The 18052-nt window shown below is 74.8% G+C and carries 1 protein-coding gene (running past one end of the window); it reads right to left on the bottom strand.

Annotated features, from left to right (window positions below; genetic code table 11):
- On the bottom strand, positions 1-18052 hold the 3' portion of the coding sequence (locus BBH68_RS35590) for a lonely Cys domain-containing protein (protein ID WP_065967925.1). Its footprint extends 20987 nt past the window's final position; 18052 of the gene's 39039 nt are visible here — the last part of the coding sequence; its start codon lies off the right edge, out of view — the gene reads right to left on this strand; its stop codon occupies positions 1-3.

The following is an 18052-nucleotide window of genomic DNA, read 5'->3' on the forward strand; positions in this document are numbered from 1 at the left end:
TCAGCCATGCCACGTGCCGGGGCGGGTGCCCACGGGCGCGCCACCGGGCAAGGGCGCGCCACCGGGCAAGGGCGCGCCGCTGAGCACGGGTGGCACCGGGAGCGGGGCGTTCGTGGGGGTGGCGGGTTCGACCGGTTCCCTGAGGACCCAGCTCGCCGCCGTCGGCTTCGGCTCCAGCGGTGAGGGGGACAGGGACAGGACCGGGTACTGCGCCCCGCTGGGGCGGGCGATCCCCGTGGTGCCGCTGGTGACCGTGGTGGGGCGGCCCAGCCGCTCGGTCAGCATGTCCGCGAGGCGGGTGTCGTAGAGGCCGGGGATGTCCAGCACCAGGACGCCGTTGAGGCGCCGGTCCACGAGTTTGGGATGGTAGGCCATCAGCTCCACGAATTCCTCGAACGGCACCCGGAAGACCGGTTTCTTGCCGCGGAAGCGCAGGCGCAGGGCGTCCGGGTCCGACGGGTCGTAGGACGCCCGCACCACGAAGGGCACGGCCCGCTCGTAGCCGGCGTCGTCCTGGCCGGTCCACGGGGCGTCCTCGAGGCCGTCGGGCGTCTGGATCCTGGAGGTGTCCAGTCGGGCGATCCTCGTCCCGGTGGACCAGTCGTTCCCGGCGTTCTCCCCGTTCAGCAGCGGGTCCTTCAGCCGGCAGGCCCAGGAGAAGGGCTCGGCCCCCTCCAGGTGGAACGCGGCCAGCACATGGAAATCGGCGGCGTCGCGGCCACGCGCGTACGCCTTGGCGACCAGCCGCCACAGCTCCTCCCGGCGCGCGGCGTCCACCGGGTCGGTCGCCTCCAGGTGGAGGGCCTTCCGGGCGAGCCCGTCGACGTCGAGACCGGGGCGATAGAGCAGTTCATGGGCCTTGACCTGGGCCCAGAACGCCCGGGAGCGATGGCCGTCCTCCACGTCGGCGGCGCCGACCCCCAGCATCGGCCCGACGACGCCGTCCCAGGCCGCTGCCGACAGGGCGCCCTTCCAGGAACTGGCCGCGTCCACGGCCGGCGACAGCGTCACGAAGTCGCTCAGGCGCGTGCCGTCGGCCGCGTTCGCCGCTTCCAGGAGCACCGCGCGGTAGTCCGCCCGGCGCGGCTCCGTCTGACCGGCGGGGAGCTTCGCCGCGACGATCCGGTGGAACAGCTCCATCGTGAACGGGCCCGAGGCGTCGAACCGCCCGTCGGCGTGCCACATCCGGTCCAGCGCGGCGGCCCCGCGCAGCAGCCTGGCGTACTCGGGATCCTTCTTGACGCGCACGGCGTCGTCCACCTCGTTGCCCAGCGCCAGCTTCAGCGCTCGCACCAGCCGCAGCGTCCGGTGCCGCTGCGGTCCGGACACCCTTCCGTCCGGGCCGCCGAAACCGATCGCCCGCGCCCGGCGCTTCAGCTCGGCGGCCCGCGGCTCGGGGAAGAACTTCGCACGCTCGGACCGCCGCCCCTGGGGATCGGTGAGCATCGCGCGCAAGTAGACGCGGCGGTTCCGCGGCCCGTCCTGCGTGAGCCCCGCTATCCGGACGGTGCAGCGCACCTTGCGCCGCAGCCCGTTGGCGTAGTGCTGACCGACGGGCACGTTCTCCAGCGGGTCGGCGACGAACGGCCCGGGGAAACCCGTACCGGCGTTGTCGCCGAGGGGTATCCGGGTGTTCCTGGGCGAACCCGCCCAGCAGATCTCCAGGTCCGCCCAGTAATCCGCGGGGATGACGGACAGGCTGTTCCGCCGTGCGCGGGCCCATCGCTGCGTCCCGGGACCGTCCAGCATCCGCGTGCTGCCGTCCCACATCGGGACCGCGATGCCCCCCGCATATCCGTGGCCGCCCTGGTAGACCGCCGGGGCGGCCTCGTCCGGGTCCGCCGGCGTGAAGCTTGTGGAGCATTCGCCCGTGGCGGGGTTGAAGTGGACGAACGACGTCACCTCGTCGAGGCGGCGGAAGATCGCCTCACGGAAGCCGGCCAGTTCGGCGGGGGTGAACATGACGCGTCCGAACTGCTTCCTGGTCCGGTTGCTGACCATGGGCCAGGTCTGCACGTCATGGTGCCAGGCGGGCACGTCGTCGGGGGAACCGGGGTCCAGGTCGGGAGGATTGGGCACCCAGTCGCCCTCGGGATCCCCCTTGTGATGGACCACCTGGAGCTTCGCCGGCTTCCCCTGCTCGACAACGAGCCCCACATCGCCGCTGTGCGCGTACACCAGGCGGCCGGTGCGGAACGCGAGCCGGCGCGCCAGGAACAGCAGGCCGCGACCCGCATACGGGACGGCCAGCACGATCGGCACGTCCTTCGGCAGCTTCGACAGCCGCGGGTCGTGCGCCATCAGTTCGGCGAACTCGTCGATCCCCAGGTCCCGGGTGGTGCGGTCCGGCCACGGCACCACGATCTTGCGCGGGTCCCCCGCCGCGGCCACGACATAGGCGGGTTCGTCCCAGTCCCACGGCTGGTCGTCCAGCCACTCGGCGGTGGCCGTGCCCTGTTTGTCCTTCTCGACCAGATCGACGGCGGAGGTGTCCAGCTCCGCGGCGCCCGAGCCCGTCCAGTTCACGCCCGCGGGTTCCCCCGTGTCAGCGTCGGTGAACCGGTGGCGGTCGTCCAGTACGCCGCGCCGCTGGGCGTGGAACGCGCCCAGCGCCGCCAGGCCGGTCGCCCGGCCCGCCTTGTCCGCCTCCAGCACCAGGTCGAACAGCTCGTCCCGGACGCCCTGGTCGACGACCGTGCCCGGGGGCAGGTGGAGGATTTGCCTGGCGAGTGCGGACACGTCCATCGTTCCGTGGCGCATGCCCTTTTCCCGGCGGCGCAGCCGGTCCAGGGTCTCCGCCGCGTCCGCGCGGGGTTCGGTGGTGATCCGGATCAGCGTGGGCCGGGGGAACTGGGCGACCCTCTTGTTGGGGGGGACTTCGGGGAGGCCGTACTTCCGCAGCTCGAAGCCGTCCGGGCCCAGGCGCGACTGATCCGCCGACAGGTCCCGCTGGAGGGTGGCCAGCGCGACGGCCAGCTCCTGCGTCAGGTGCGCGTACACGGCCTGGGCGCGCCGCGCACCGCGCTCCCGGGCCATCTCCTGCCGGGCCGGCAGCTCGGCGTTGGACCGTACGTCGTTGCCGAAGCCGACGATGAGGACTTCCGGCAGGGGCGCCCCGGCCCGGTGGTTCCGCAACCCGGCCAGGGCGAGGCGACGGGCCAGCTTGCGCACGTTCGCCCTGTCCGCGTCGGACAGCGCGGTCGATCCCCGCACGAACCGCACCCCGGCCGTCGGCGGCAGCGCGGTACGGGAAACAGGCTTCGAGACCGGTGCTGAGCGGTCGGAATCCGAATCGGAGTCGGAGTCGGAGTCGGAATCGGAGTCGCTGTCCTCGGTTTCGGACGAGCGGCCGTCGTCCGAGAACAGGCTGTCCTCCGAGTCGGAGGACTCGGACGCCGAGTCGTCCGGGGCGTCCGGCATGTCGTCGTCGGAGTCCGACTCCGCCGATGTCTCGAAGTCCAGCAGGTCGGCGTCCCACGCCTGCCCGTCCAACGACGCCGAGGCCGCCGACACCACCGGCCGGGGAGGCGGAGCGGGCGCGGCGGCCTCGGTCCACCGGGGCCGCAGACCCAGCTCCCGCCGCAGCGTGTCGGCCAGTTCCCCGGCCGACCGGGCGTTCGGCCCGTGGGCGAGCAGGTGCTCGGCGACGTTCCGTACCGCCTCGCGGAACGCGTCCCTGGCGTAGCGGACGTCCGCCTGGGCCGCGTGCGGCGGAAGGGGCAGCACCAGGAAGGCGGCGAGCTCCCAGGCCCGAGCGGCATCCAGGCCCGACCCCTCCGGGACCCCGGGGCTGCCCTGCGCCCCGGTGCCGTCCTGTGGTCGCGCGCCGTCCTGCGGGGCCGTGTTGTCCGCCGAGGTGGGGTTGTCCGCCGGGGTGGGGTTGTCCGCCGGGGCCGCGTTCTCGCGCGCCGCGGTGGCCTTCGCGAACTCCGCGTACGCCGATCGCCACAGCCGCCGCGACACCTCGGCCGCGAGCGTGTCGAGCCCGTCCGGCCCCGGGCCGGGCCGGTGCAGCAGCAGCCGCACCTGGTCCGGCGGGGTCAGACGCCCTGCCTGGAGCCGGTCGCCGCCCATGACGGCTTCCAGCTCCAGAGCGGGCGTCAGCCCGCCACCGGCGGCCCGCAGTTCGGCGACGGTGACGTACTCGTCCGGGTCCAGGCGCGGCGCGCCCTGGCTCAGGTCCTCGGCCGTCACCTGGCCGGCGAGCCACCCCCGCAGGTCCTCGCCCAGGGCCGGAGCCGGGACCGTGGCGGTCTCCCGGGGCGTGGTGGCGGCGGTCAGCTCGGCCGGCGGGACGCCGAGGCCGTACAGCCGGGCCACGGCGTCCTCCAGCCGCGCCAGGGCATCCTCCAGCCGCCCGGCGGTGCCCGTGGTGGTGTCCGTGCCGGCGTCCGTGGCGGCCTCCGCCACCTCGGCGAGAGATGCCAGCGCCCGGGTGTGCTCGTCCCAGGCGAGCGCGACGGTGTCGGCGTCCCTGCGGCCGTCGTCCGGGAGCGGCGTGGCGGTGGCGTCGTCGGCGTCCCCGGGCGGCGCGGCCGGAGTGTCGGCGGGCTCCACGGCGTGCGACGCCGCGCGACCGATCCCGTAGGTGGCCACGGGGCCGCCCGCGGGCGGCAACGCCCAGGTGGGCCACAAGGTCGGCGGCGTGAGATCGCCCGGCCTGATGAGGTCCCAGTCGGACGGCTGGGGCCGGCGCCCCGACGCGTCCGGCGCCAGGTAAAGGGTGTACGTCCTGGACCCGGGCCGGCGGTGGATCCCGGTCCGGCCGGAGGTGGCCCAGACTCCGCGGCCCGAGTTCCGGGCGGCCTCCCCGGCGAGCGTCCCGGCGAGGGGCGCCCCGGCCGGGGGCCGGGCGCCGTCCGCCACCAGGAGGATGTCGGCCTTCCAGGGCGCGCCGTGCAGCATGGCGTCGCGGAAAACCAGTTCGCCGAACTCCTGCCGCGGCACCGGCGCGCCCAGGAAGCCGCCGTCGAAGACGTACTGGAACGGGGCCGGGCTTCCCGGTGCGTACCAGGGGGCCGGGGCCGTGCCGACCTCGACGAGCGAGCCGTCGGGCGCGTAGTCCATGAGGGTGATGACACTGGCGTCGAAGTCGCCGTCCAGTCCGGCTGAGCCGTGGCTCAGGTCCCGGCCGTTGATCGCGCCCGCGGTGTTCCTCCCGAGCGTACGGTCCGACAGGGCGCCCGCGCTCTCCAGGTGGTAGGCGGCCAGCTCGGGCATCGAGAAACGGCCCACGGCCAGCGCCTTGCGCGCCAGCGCGACCGCCTCGTCGAACCGCGCCGGGTCGGGGCGGTCGAGGTGCAGCAGGCCGGCGGCGAACTCCGCGCCGTCGAAGACGGTGTCCAGCAGCTCCAGCAGCCTGACCTCGGTCCACAGCAGCCAGGACAGCTCCGCCTCGCCCACCGGCTGCCCGGCCCGGAGGCCCAGGACCTCCCGGGCCATGGCCTCGGCGGCCGGGGTGCCCGCCGCGGGCAGCCGATTCAGCGCGGTGGTCAGGTGCGGCACCGCGGCGAAGCTGCCGAGCGGGCGCCCGGGCCCGGCCTGCCACGCGGCGTCGGCCCAGGCCAGCACCTCCTGGATGTGCTCGGCGCCACCGGGCCGCGTGCCGGGCCGGCCCGGCGGGAACCGGCGCACCACCCGGTACAGCAGGTCCAGGGTGAACTCACGGATGCCGTCGCGGTCGAGGTCCGGATCGCGCTCGCGCATGCGGTCCAGCGCGCCGAGGCCCCTGAGCAGGTCCGGATAGTCCGGCCGGAGGTCCACGTCCGGGTCGTCGAACGCCTCGCGCAGCGCGCGCACCAGCCGCAGCGCCCGGTAGCGCGTCGCCTCGGACGCGGGGCCGGGGCCGTGGTGCAGCCCGGCCGTCCGGGCCCGCTCGTCGAGCGCGGTGTCCTCCGGCTCCGGCGGGAACTTCACCAGACGGTCGCCCTCCCCGCGGGCGTTGGTGAACAGGGCTACGGCCAGGGTGCCGTCCGCGAGCGTCGGCGTGGCAACGCGGTAGAGGGGGCCGTACGCCGTCTCCCCGGTCTCGTTGGCCACGTCCTGTCCGACGGCCACCACCGCGAGCGGGTCGGGGACGAACGGCAGCGGGCCGTCGTGCACTCCCTGTCCGACGACGCCGCCGACGCCCGGCCGCGCGGCGGAGAAGCAGATCAGCAGCGCCTGCGGGCGGTGCGAGGACACTTGGGCCAGGGAGAACCAGCGGACCACGGCGCGGGCGTGGTCACGGCCGCTCATCTCACGGAGCCCGTCCCGCGTGACCCAGAAGACGGTGCCCGGGACGCCGTGCAGGCCCTGGAAGGTCGTGCCGGGCGGCCAGGGCACGTCCCGCTTCTCGCCGTACGCACGGAGCTGGGCGTTGTAGGTCACCAACGAGGTCGCCGTCGGCACCCGCGCGGCGCCCAGCAGCCGAGTCCGGCCCCCGTCGTCGTCGGCGCCGAGGTCGGCCGAGACGAAGCCCGTCACCCAGCCGTCGACGTCGGGGAGGGGGAAGGTGTCCGCGTCCCGCACCCAGTCGTCCGTCCCCAGGTCCGGGGCCACCGGCCCGGGATAGGCCATGAAGAAGTCGCCCCGGGGCCGCCCCTCCTCGTCCACCAGGCCCAGCACCCGGTGACCCGCGCGGCCCGGAAGGTCCATGACGGCCGGGAAGCCGCTGGTGGCCACCACATTGCGGTTGTGCCGGGTGGCGAACGTCCGGGGCCGGGCGGCGATCCGGCCGAGGCCGGGAATCACCAGGGCCACCATGACGTCCCACGGGAGGGCGGTCAGGACCGGGTCGAGCGCCATCAGCTCGTTGAACACCTCGAACGGCACATGGCGCACGAATCCCGCGCGGCCCCGCACCAGAATCCGGTCCTCACCCGAAGCGGCGAGGAAATAGGGGTCGGGGCGGCCCGGCCCGGAGGCCCACAGCGCCGGCCGGACGTCGCCGACGGTGCTCCCCCCGTCCCGGCGGACCATCACCGCGGTGGTGCTCGGATCGAGGCCGGCGGGGATCGGGCTCCCGGTCCAGTTGATCCCGAGCGGACGGCCCCGGGTGTCGGTGACGCGGAAGCGGTCGTCGAACACGCCCCGGTCCACGAGGTACAGCGCGCTCAGGCCCGTCAGGCTCGTCACGTTCCGGGCCTCGGGCGAGGACGCCAGCCGGATCAGCTCGGCGCGCCGGTCGCCGGTCACCCGCTCCTCGGGGCTGAGCAGCAGTACGCGGCGGGCGAGCCGGTCCATGTCCAGCGGGCCGCGGCGCAGCTCGGGGTCGGCCGACCGGAGTTGGTTGAGCCGGGTCCGGGCGGCCGGTTCACCGGGCGTGAGCCAGACCGTGCGGCCGGGCGAGGAGGGGCTGCCGACGGCGCGGTTGGGCTGCTGCCACCGGCCTCGGGGCCGTCCCCGGGAGCCCGCCCACGGTCCGGTCCGGTGGGTTCCGGGCCGGTACCGGTTCACCCTGCCCGGTCCGGGCCGGTGCGCCTGTCGGGGCGCGGTCCCGCCGGCCCCGGGGCGCCCGCTGTAGGTGGGGCCGGGGCCGGTGGCCGGATCGCCGGTGGAGGAGCCGGGGCCGGTGGACGGTCCGGCGGTGGTGCGGCCGGCGGGGGCCGTGGTGGAGGCGAACCGGGGGGCCGCGGTGCTGCCCTCGTAGTGGTCCCCTCCCATGGGGCGCCCGCCCGCGTCGACCACTCTGCTGTGGAAGAGCTCGATCTCCCATGCGGCGCTCGCGGGACCGATGCCGCGCCGCATGCCGCGCAGGCCCGGCCGCCCGTCGGCCCGGCTGTGGGACGAGGCGATGTCGATCCGTACGTCGAAGGCGTGGGCCAGCAAGTGGGGGAAGATGTCGCCGATGTCGGAGTTCCAGCTGTTGTCCCAGTCCAGGACGGCCGCGCGCAGGCCGGACAGCTCCTTGTCGTCCAGCGGGGTGTGCCGGAGGACCAGGTCGCCCATCTCCCCGCGCAGTTGCCCCCTGCTCGGGAACCGGCTCTGGTCCGGTACGGGGACGCCCAGCTCGGTCAGCCGGGTCACCAGCGCGACCTCGTCCATCCGCTCCACGGCCGCGGCCAGTCCGCCGGGCACCGAGTTGCGGTACTGGTGGACGATCTCGACCGGCAGCCGTCCCCGGCTCGCGGTCAGGCGGTCCGCGACGAACCGTCGCATGGTGTCGAGGACATGGCGGTCCGAGGCGCCGGGCGCGGCGGCGCGCGCCAGGTCGGCCCGGACCCGGGCGGGGTCCGACAGCCAGGCGTACGCATCCCGGTCGGCGGTGGACCGGCCGTCCGCGGCCAGGCCGGGCAGGGCGTCGCGGACGAGCAGCGGGCCGCTCGCCAGGAACGCGTGCAGCAGGCAGAAGCCGTCCCCGGGCACCGGCAGCGGCCGCCCCCGGGCCCAGCCCGGGGTGCCGCCCACCGGCGACGTCATGATGGGCTTCCGGGGCGGCGCCTTTGGCTCCTCCCGCTCCGGTGGCGTCGTCCCCTCCGGCGGTGTCTCCTCGGGCGGCGTCGGGCCCTTGGGCGTCGTCCCGTCCGGCGGTGTCTCCTTCAGCAGCGTCCCGTCCGGCGGTGCCCCCTCCGGTGCCAACCCCTTCAGCAACCGCGGCGGGGCCTCGGGCATCGTGGCCGGCGGCACCCTGCGCGGCCGCTTGGCGGAGGGCGGCGCCGCTCCGAGCGGACGAGCGTGCCGCTTGGCCCCGGCCCGCGGACGGGGCCGCTTGCGGCCGGTCGCCGGGCGGGGGGTGATCCCGGTGGTGGTCGTGACGCCGGCGCTCGGGCCGGCGGAGACGAAGTCGGCGGCGGTGCGCTGCCGCCCGTGCCGGTCGGGGCCCAGGGCGATGGTGGTCCGGCCGTCCTCGTCGGTGTAGAAGTCCGCCATGCCGTAGGCGGTGTGCACCTTCACGCCCGTGCTCCGCGTGACCGCGTCCAGCAGCTTTTCGACGGCGGGTCCCGCCGTGGCGGGGTCGGTGCGCGGGAGCAGCAGGACGATCTCGCCGCCCGCGCGGCGTTCGGGGTCGATGTGGAGCAGGTGGGCGATGTCCTCCGCGGGGACCCGCCCGGACAGCAGCCCCTCGCCCAGCGGGCCGTTGAGCCGGACCACCCAGGGCGCCGGGCCCTCCGGCCGGTCCCAGGGCGCCGTTTCGGTGGTGTCGAAGGTGAGCCCGCCGTCGGGCCCGGCCCCGACCAGGGTGACCTGGCTCAGGTCCAGGTCCAGGGCGGGGAGGGGCTGGTCGCCGTCGCGGCCCATCGCCGTGCCGTCGAAGCGGCGGATGACCCGCTCCGGCGTGAACAGGCCCCCGGTCGCCAGGTGGAACGTGGCCAGTCGCGCGCTCCGGCTCGCGTCGATCCCGACGTCGGTGGCCCGTTCCAGCAGCCGCACCAGCTCCCGGCGCCGGGCCGGGTCGGGGGCGTCCAGGTGCAGGACGCGGGCGGCGAGGGCGTCCACGTCGTATCCGAAGTCCCGGACGACGGTGGCCCCGCGCTCCGCCAGGCCGAACCCGGCCAGCACCGCGAGGCTGGGCGCGGCGGCCATCTCGGGGGCCAGCGCGATGCCCAGCAGTTCGTCCCGGTGCGCGTCGGTCACGGGCGTGTCCGGGTCCAGCATCAGCACATGGCGGGCGAGCGCGTCCATGTCCAGCGGGCCTTCGCCGAGTTCGGGGACCTCCGCCCGCAGCGTGTCCAGCAGGTCCAGGGCCCTCCGCAGGTCGCTGGGGCGGACCAGCGACCGGCCCTCGGCGTCGGACCGGCTGCGGGTGCCGGCCGGGGGCGTGTCCAGGCCGAACGGCAGGCCGTCGTTGACCAGCCGCCGCCCCCGGCCGGTGGGCGGGGGCTTCGGCTCGCCCTTGCCGCCGGGCGGTCCGGCCGGGGGCACGTCGACCACCGGCGGGGGCGGCGCGGGCCGGGAGGGCGGCGGCGGGGCCAGCCGGGCGGGCGGGGACGGGGGCGGGGCCGGCTTGCTGGTGCTGAAGTTCCAGGGGCCACGCGGGTTACGGGCGCCGCGGGGCAACGCCGCGAGGTAGTCGCCGCCGCGCTCGTACAGGACGATGGCGTTGTCCACGTCGGCGGACGCCGTGCCGAAGGTGTCGATCGTGCCGTTCTCGTGCACGTAGGTCACGTGCAGGTTCATGTGCTTCGCCACCAACTCGGCGGCGAGCAGGGCCGTCCCCGGGCTCCAGCGGCGGGAGCTCCGCAGGTGGGCGCGGATCAAGCCGTCCCGCACCCAGTCGGGCGGCGTCGGCCAGGACTCGGGCAGCCGGCCGCCGCCGCGCCGGAACTCCCGGCGCCGCACGGGGTCCAGCGGGCGGAACCCGGCCTCGTACAGCTCGTCCTCGGTGAACGTGGCCCGGGGGTCGAGCCGGGCCGTCCGCGGCAGCGGCACCGTGTCCATCAGCTCGGTCAGGTCGTCGATCACCTCGAACTCGCGGCCGCCCGTGGGGGCCGCCCCCAGGGCGACGGCGATTGCCTGGTAGAACAGGTTCCCCTCCCCGGCCAGGGGCGTGACCAGGTCGTAGGTGTAGCCGTCGGGGTCGGTCAGGGTATGGACGTCGGTGGCCGCGTCGAACTTGGGCTGCTCCGCGTAGGTCTCGTCGTCCAGGCCCTCCCACGTCCACGGGCGGGTGGCGTGGGCGGTCAGCAGGGAGTCGTCCACCGGGGGCTGGGGCTTCGGCGGCGGGGGCGGGCCCTCGGCCACGGCGGCCGCTTCCACGGCGCGGAAGTGCCGGTCGGCCACGTACAGCACGACGCGCTCGGCCCCGGGAGGCAGCGGGCGGTCGGGGTTGGGCGAGAAGTCCTGGTAGGTGCCGTCCTCGCGGACGACGCGCACGCCCACCCCGTACGTCCGGGCGGCGAGCGCGGGGAGCAGGTCGGCGGCGCTGTGGTCCCAGCCGGTGTCGTTCGCGGCGTTCGCGGCGCGCCGCAGCTGGGCGGCGGCGAGACCACGGCGCTGGGCGGGGCTCAGCGGCTGGTAGCGCCGCTCGGGACCGGGGCGGTCGCCGGCCGAGTGCGGGATCACGCCGAGGGCGTCGAACTCCCGGCGCTGCGGTGTGTCGGTGCCCAGGTCCAGGGCCGCGGTGTCCAGTTCGGCGGCGGTGAAGGTGTCCGTCTCGTCCGGGGAGAAGTACGCCAGCAGCGGCGAGTCGTCCGGCAGCCCCTCCACCGCGTCCGCGAGTACGTTCCGCAGCCCGGCGGCGTCGAGCGGGGCGCCGTCGCCACCGGTGCGGGCTGCGGGCAGCGCGCGCTGGAAGGCGCGGTAGAAGGAGTTGCCCTGGGGGACGTCCAGCAGCCGGTGGGTGGTCCCCTCCGGGGACTTCAGCGCGGGCGCGCCGTCACGGAGGGCGGTCACCTCGGTGTACTTCGGCGGCGTGCCGGAGGTCTCGGGCTCCTCCCGGAACATCGTGTCCGGGGTGTCATGCCGCCGGTCCGTCCCCGTGTCGGACCCGTCCGACCTGTCGGTGCCGGTGTCGTCCCCGGTGCTCCCCGGGTCGGAGGTGTCCGGCGCCGGGGCCTTGCTCTCGGGCAGGTCCTCGGGCAGGTCCTCGGACAGTTCCTCGGTCAGGTCCTCGGGCGTCTCCTCGGCGATGGGGGCCAGCCCCGACGGCGGCTTCGGCGCCGGCTTCGGCTTCGGCGCCGACTTCGGCGCCGACTTCGGCTCCGCCGACGGCTCCTCCGTGATGGAGTCCAGCTTCGGCGCCCGCGCCAGCTTCGGCTTGGCGGAGTGCCTGGCCGGGTTCTCGGTCCGCTCGGTCTTCCCCGGCTCCCAGTCCGTCACCTTGGGCTCGGGCAGCCCGGCGCGGGTCGGGACCGCGTCCTCCTCGCCGCTGGGCGGGTCCTCGGGCAGCCGGTGCCAGCGGGTGAGCCGGTCGGTCTGGGCACGCAGGTGGTGCAGGGCGTCCGCCGCGTTCTCGGCCTTGCGCTCCTGGCTCCGCACCGCCGTGATACGCGCCTCCACGGCGCGCTCGGCCGCCCGGAACGCCTGGGCCGCCGCGTGGGCCGCGTCCCGCGCGCCTGCCACGCGCTCGTCGGCCGCGGCCGTCCGGCGCTCGAAGGCCCGCCGCGCCTCCGCCTCCATCCGGTCCCGCTCCCTGCGCCGGATGGAGCCGACCAGGCCCTCCGCCTCGGACAGCGCCAGCCGGGCGCTTTCCAGCCGGGCCTCGGCGGCGGCGCGCAGCGCGGGCGTGGCGTCGTCCGTCAGGTCGGTCAGCAGGGCGTCCCGGAGGGTCTGCCGCGCCCCCTCGGCCAGTTCCGTCGCCGACCGCAGCTCGTCGCCCACCGGGGCCGGGAAGTCCCCGGGGTCCTGGGTGAGCGCGGCGTCGGCAGCGGCCGTCGCCGCCACGAGGTCCTGCCGCGCCGCCGCGTACTCCGTCCCGGCCGCGGCCTGGGCCTCCCGGTGCTGCCGGCGGGCCACCGAGCGGGCCACCCGGGCGGCCTCGACGGCCTCCCGCAGATCGGGGAGGTCGCGGCGCAGCTCCCAGTACTTGGCGTCCTCGTCGGCCCATGTCTTGGCCGCGTCCTTGACCTTGTCCCATGCCTTGGCGACGGTCTCGGGGAAGTTGTCGTCGGTGATCAGCCCGAGCTGGCGGGCGACGTCCTCGCGCACCCAGGCCAGCACATGGGTCTGCGACTCGACGGTCTGCGGGCCCGGCTTGACGCCGCCGAGCGAGCCCAGCAGGTGCTCGCGGACCCAGTTGCTGGACGGCAGGTCCTTGAACTGCCGGTGGACGTCGGCCACGCTCAGCCAGGCGGTGGGGATGGCGAACGCGAACACCCGGCCCGTGTTGGGCTTGACGGTCACCTGGCGGGCCTGATCGCCCGCGATCACCCGGCCGTCGCTGTCGGAGGTGTCGGCGCCGGTGCCGGAGGCGCCCGGGTTCGCCGAGCCGGTGGTGTCCGACTTCAGGGCGGGCGCGGCGCCGAGGACGGTGTTGTGGTCGCCGCCCTGGGAGGCGGTCGCGTTGTCGCTCTGGGTGATCCGGGTGGCGGACTCCATCCGGGCGCCGTCGGCCACCGCCATCAACCGCGCACCGGCGAAGTCGGGCCGGGAGAACACCCGCAGCCATCCCTCGGAGCGGTCGGCGAGGGCGTTCTCGACCAGGCCGGCGGTCTCGTAACCCCCGTTGCCCGAGGCGTGTTCGAAGAACGCGGACAGCGCCCCGGAGCCGAGGGAGTCCTCCAGCACCTGCGCGGAGCCGGTCCCCTCGGCGGTCAGCGGGGTGATCCGCGCGGTGCGCAGGACGCGCTCCAGCTCCTCCCCGGTGAGCCGGCCCGAGGTGGTGGCGAGCCGGTTGTCGTACGCCTTGGCCAGCGCGATGGTGCCGGCCGCGAGGATGTTCTCGGCGCCGATGACGTTGCGGACGTGGAAGCCGTTCTTGGGCGGGACGAACGGGCCCTGCGTCCCGTCGGGCAGGGTGATGGCGCGCCAGGAATCGAGAACACCGGTGATATCGCTGCTCTTCTCCAGCGGGGAGTCTTTCCCGGTGAGCACGTTCACCGCGGTCGGCTCGTCGCCGATCTCCGGCGGGGCCAGCCGGTCCGGTCCCTCCGCCGGGGCGGAGCCCCGGGCGGTGTCCGGCCGCATCAGGCTGAGCGGGACGATCTCGCGCTGGATGCCGACGTCACCGCTGTGCTCGATCCGCCGGGTCTCCGGGTGCCTGGGCCCGTCGCCCCGCTTCCGGCCCATCTCCATGGTGATGCGCAGCCGGTAGCGGGTGGCGTACTCGGCGTGCGGTTCGCTGGTGTACGAGGACCACACCCGGCCCCGGACGCGGGTGTCGGTCGCGGAGACGTTCTGCCGGTTGGAGCCGGTCTCGGCCATCGACGGGCCCGCCGTCGGCACATCGGTATCGCCGGTGTGGACGCCCTCGTTGACCTGTGTTCCGGCGTCGCTGCCCCGGCCGCTGGAGAAGCCGTCGCTGTAGGTCTCCACCGCCCACCGGTGGTCCTCCAGCTCGGTGCGCGGCCACAACTGGACGAAACGCGGCTCCCCCACGGGTTCGAGCTGCGCCCGGATGCGTACGTTCCGCCCGCCGATCCGGATCTGCTTCCAGCCGGGGCCGCCGATCCTCGCGGTCACCGCCGAGCCCGTGCCCATCATCTCCCGGCGCAGCGCGCGGGTGACCCGGGCCGAGGTCAGCCGGTGGATGGCCTCCCGGCTCTCGTCGTCGATGGCCAGGTCGTCCAGTTGCCGCTCGAACTCCTCCACCACCTTGGAGGTGTCCACGGAGTCGACCGGGTACGTGGCGAACGGCGCCTTGCGGAACCACCGCGGCTGGAGCCAGTCGCGGCGGGTGTACGTCGGGCCGCCGCCGAGGTCGTCGCCCCGGATGAGGCCGAGCCGGTGGGCGGCCCGCTCGGGCAGGTGGCCCAGCCAGCCGCCCTTGACGACCTGCCGCTCCCCGGCCCAGTCACGCAGCCTGCGCACCACCGCGCCCAGCGGCGAGAGCACGCCGGAGGAGCGCATCTCGGCGGCCACCTCGTGCTCGGCGTCGCCGGTGGCGAGCACCTGGTGGCCCTGGTCGACCCGGTTGATGTCCGAGGTGACCGTGCGGATGACGGTTCCGCTGGCGCCCCGGGTGCGCCACCACGGCCGCCAGACCATGCCGTAGTTGCCGGTGACGGCCGAACCCTGCTGGTGGGAGTGGCCGTAGACGGCGGTCAGACCGGCCGACTGGGTGAAGGACTTGCTCTGCGCCCCCGACATCCTGTTGCTGCCGCCGACCGTCATCTCGGTCTCCATCGGCTGCGGCCGGGTCAGCGCGCGCAGGTTGGTGACCCGCATCCGGTGCACGACGGTGGCCAGCCAGTCGATGTAGGGCCCCTTGCCGAACAGGCCCGTGGTGCGCGATCCGGTCGCGCTCGCGTTCTGGTCGACGTTGGCCGTCAGGAACTGCGGCTGCTCCGGGCGTACGGCGGCGTCGTGCGCGGGGGCGCCGACCCGGGTCAGCTGCCACTTGTTGTGGGACGCCTTGGCCAGGACCCGGTCGACGATTCCCGGGGAGGTCCTGTCGGCCACCACCGAGAGGGTCTGGTGGGGCACCCCTTCGAGCGGCCCGGGTTGCCGGCCGTCCTCGGTGGAGGCGTCGAGCAGCTTCCTGGCCTCATCGCGGGTCATCGGGGTGCGGGTGACCGGGTTCGGGTCCAGGTACGGGTTGTCGGCGCCCGGCGCGTGCGGGTCGGTCTTCGGGGAGTGCTCGGACGGGATGCTCAGCAGCACCTTGCCCCGGACGGCCGGGACCTCGGCGTCGCCGCCGATGATGTCCCCCCGGCTCTTGGGGCCGCGGACGAAGAAGGAGGTGCCGAGAATGCCGAAGCTGACCAGGCCGCGCAGCAGGCTCCGGGGCCGCCAGTAGCCGCCGGTGCTCACGGTGAGGGACAGGTCGTAGGAGTACAGGTTGCCCGGCTTGGTGCTGATCGACATCTGGTCGAACGTGGCGGTCGCGCCGTAGTTGGACTCGTCGCGCGTCTGCCAGCCGGCCTGGTAGCCGAGCTGCCCGGTCAGGGCGTGGCTGGGGAACCCGATGTCGTCGACGGCGGTGTCCCGCACCGACGCCAGCGCCTCGAAGCCGAACTCGGCTCCCTGCACCCCGTACTGGCTCTCGCCCAGGGTCGTGGCGCCGGGCGCGCTGTGGCGCAGGATGGTGTCCGTGGGCGACACATAGGTGCGGTTGGTCAGCTCCGCGTCGATCCAGATGTGGTAATAGCCGCGGGTGAACCGGCCGGGGTTCACCAGGCCGATCCGGATGCCGGTCCGGCTCATCGCCTCCAGGTTGCCGGCCATGCTGTGGTGCGAGAGCGCGTTGATGACGGTCAGCGTGTTGTGCAGCACCATCTGGTAGTGCGCGTGGTTGCGCCACCTCTTGTCGCCCGGGTCGCCGAGCTCCTCGAGTGTGGCGACCATCGTCGGGTACCTGCGGGAGACGGCGGTCAGCACCTGCCGGGTGAACGAGTCGAGCCGGTTGCGCTCGGCGAAGGTGACCTGCGGGCCCGCCTCGGTGGCCGGGCCGGGCTCGATCGCGGGCACGGTGCCGGCCCCGGTGCCGGTCCCGGTCCCGCTGTCGGTTTCGGCGGCGGGCGGGGGCGTGGTCCCGGAGGAGGTGTCCTCGCCCTCGGTGGCCGCCGCGAACCTGCGGCTGTAGCGGCCGTTGGCGTAGAGGAACTGCACCGGCCGGGCCATGCCGAGGGTCGGCGGGTGGTTCTCGGTGAGGTAGGCGGGGGCGTACGGCTCGGTGGCGCCGAAGGTGTTCTCGTCCTCCATGCCGGCCAGGCGGCGCGCCTCGGTGCGCGTCATCCGGTCCAGGCTCCAGGTCGTGAACGGCGTCGCGTGCGCGTCCCCGGTCTTGCGGATCCAGACGGTCTTCTCGACCCGGTAGAGGTCGGTGGTGACGTTCTTGGCCCGGCCGACCGAGCGGACGGCGCCCGAGCCGCCGGTCATCGCCGAGCGGCCCCGGGTGTGCCCGATGCGCGCGCTGGGGCCGAGCTGGATCCGGGGCTTGACCCGGTTCATCCAGCCGGAGATGACGTTCTGGAGGCCGAACGTCGGCAGATTGAACGTGGGCCCGAGGACGAGGGAGAAGTCCTTGGCGATCGCCTTGGTCTGCTTCCGGGTGTTCTGCACCGTCAGGAAGGCCGAATCCCGCAACTCCGCCTTGTCCGTCTCCGAGGCCAGCACGGCCCGCCCCGGGACCACTCGCTCGATGACGAAAGCGCCCAGCGGGGTGCGTTTCTTGTCGTCGGCGAACAGCGGCTTGCCCGGAACCGAGCCCCGGGCCATTCGCCCGGCGAGCTGGTGGAAGTTCCGGGAGGAGATGAACCGGTCCAGCTCCCGGTAGGCCGAGGAGTCCGGTTCGGCGCCGATCCGGTCCACCGCCCAGTCGCGGATCTGCGCGACGGGCCCGAAGTCCTCGGTGATGACGAGCCGGTAGTCGGACTCGGGCCCCAGCTCCAGCGTCCTCGGGGTGCGGCGGAGCGTGGGGTCCTTGGTCACGGCCTCCGGCAGCCGCGCCCCCAGCCCGTGGCGCACACCGAACGCGAACTCCACGTCCGGGGCCGCCGCGGTGGCCGGCTTCGCCCGCCAGCGGCTGCCCAGGATCCCCCGCTTGGCCGGGCGCGGCGGTTCGGCGTCGGTGATGCGCACCTCGACGTACGCGTCGTCCAGGTACGGGTGCGAGGTGTCCCACCCGCGGGTCTCCCCCACGTTCAGGACCTGGTCCTGCATGGAGTAGTTGACCTCGCGGATGCGGCCCAGCCGGAGGCCGAGCCGGCCGAACGCGGAGAAGACCGCCGACTGCGGCCCCAGCGGCACCGTCGGGGCGAGCTGGCGGGTCTGGCCGACCGTCTTCGAACCGCCGACGCTGGCCTGCGCGCGGGACGCGTTGTCGACCTTGATGGGGGAGGTGCCGTCGGTGAACTTGGTCCACTCACCGTAGTTGCGGACCCTGATGTGTATCCTGCGCAGCCGCCCCGACTCCGCGCGGTACACGAACTCGCGGCCCTCCCCGAGGAAGGTCTGCGGGCGCTCGCGCATCGCGCGCTTCATCCGCTGGAAGACGGACTCGTCGATACCGCCGCCGCGCACCCGGTGGCGCCGCGCCGGTTCCTCGCCCGAGGCCGTCTCCGCGCCCTCCGCCTCCATCTCGGCGTCGATGTGCTCCACGATCCGCTCCCAGCCGCGGAGGTAGACATCGCTCTGTCCGAAGGCGATGGGCATGGCGGTGTCGTCGGACTCGTCGCCGGGGAACGCCAGGAAGCCGTCGACATAGCCCGGCATCCGGGTGTCGTCGGTGAACTTGCTGGGCCGGTGCACCTGCGGCGGCGGCAGCATGGCACTGTCGACGCGCGGCCGGCGGCGCTTCTCCAGCTCCTCGTCGATCTGCCGCCCGGCCGGCCACGGCCGGGGGTTCTGGCCGGGCGGCGGGGTGGGCCCGAGCGTCGAGGGCGGCGACGGCGGGGGCGGGGGCGGTGAGGGCGGCCGGACCTCGGTGAGGGCGGTGGTGAGGTCGGGCAGCGGATCGTCGAGGCCCGGCATCCGGCCGCCGAGGCCGGGCAGCGGGTCGTCCAGCCCGGGCACCGGGGCGTCCAGCTCCAGG

This window comes from Streptomyces sparsogenes (assembly GCF_001704635.1).
In the GTDB taxonomy this organism is placed as follows: Bacteria; Actinomycetota; Actinomycetes; order Streptomycetales; family Streptomycetaceae; genus Streptomyces; species Streptomyces sparsogenes.